The sequence below is a fragment of the Moorena sp. SIO4G3 genome, assembly GCF_010692305.1.
GTDB classification, from domain to species: Bacteria; Cyanobacteriota; Cyanobacteriia; order Cyanobacteriales; family Coleofasciculaceae; genus Moorena; species Moorena producens_A.
The window spans coordinates 1-1001 of record NZ_JAAHIG010000776.1; the positions used below are offsets into that span (position 1 = coordinate 1).

Sequence of the window (1001 nt, forward strand, 5' to 3'; positions counted from 1 at the left end):
TCCAACAACAGGCCATTGATGAATTAGAAGCACTGCCAGAAACAAATCAATTTCGGGAAAATACGTTATTGTTGTTATCTTCTGAGCGTAGTAACTTAGAAGTAAGTACAGAATTAGAAGAGCAAGACAGGGAGAAAATTGATGCGCTTATCACCACTTTTATTAGAAAAATTAGAAGCTGCTACTCAGTCAGGTATAGAACAAGGTGTGCAGCCAGGTATAGAGCAGGGCATACAACAAGGAATACAACAAGGTATGCAGCAGGGTCTGAGGATGGAGCGCACTGCGATTATCGAAAACTTGTTGAGAGTTCGATTTAATTCTCTAGATGACCAACTGAGAGGAATTAGCGTGATTTGCGCGGTCTTGGGGGTTTCCCCCATGAGCGACTGCATCAAGACATTGAACCAATGCTGTCCTTATCTAATCAAGAATTTTCCGCTTTAATTTTACAGTTATCTCAGCTATCCCGTGAGGAATTATTAGCAAGATTCAGTGATTAATTCAAAGTTCAAAATTAAAAATTAAAAATGAATGAAGCCCAGTAGGGTGGAGAACGCGATCGCTTAATCCACCGAGCCCAGTAAGGGATGGTGCGTTCGGTGATATTCGGTCAATAAATGTCTTGATAGATCTTGTGTAATCGAACCCACCCTACTTGAGCGTACGCGCTGGAAGTTGCGGAAGGTGATCGCTTCTGAGATATAATCACTTCAATAGGGTACCATTATGAATTGTGATAATTTTTGTTCCCTGCTCCCTGTTCCCTGTTCCCTGTTCCCTAAAACCCAAAAAATTTGATTGAAAACCGCTATAATAACTAATGACCCGATTTATCCACGACCAATTTGCCAAAGATTATTTAGAAGAATTGTTATCACAATTTGGGGAATGTCAGGCTCCCCTAGAAATCCGCAGCGAAATCCGACAAGTCGATGTATTTTTTGCCCCAGCCAATCAAGCACCAACTTCCCCAGAAGCCTTAGGCTTATTAGGGAAAT

General features: G+C 41.4%; 1 protein-coding gene. It reads left to right on the forward strand.

Annotation, left to right across the window (positions count from 1 at the left end; all coding sequences use genetic code 11):
• The first annotated feature begins 141 nt into the window (after positions 1-141).
• Entirely contained in the window at positions 142-447 is a 306-nt protein-coding gene (locus F6J99_RS45365; protein WP_293124077.1) for a hypothetical protein, read from the forward strand.
• Positions 448-1001: the final 554 nt, after the last annotated feature.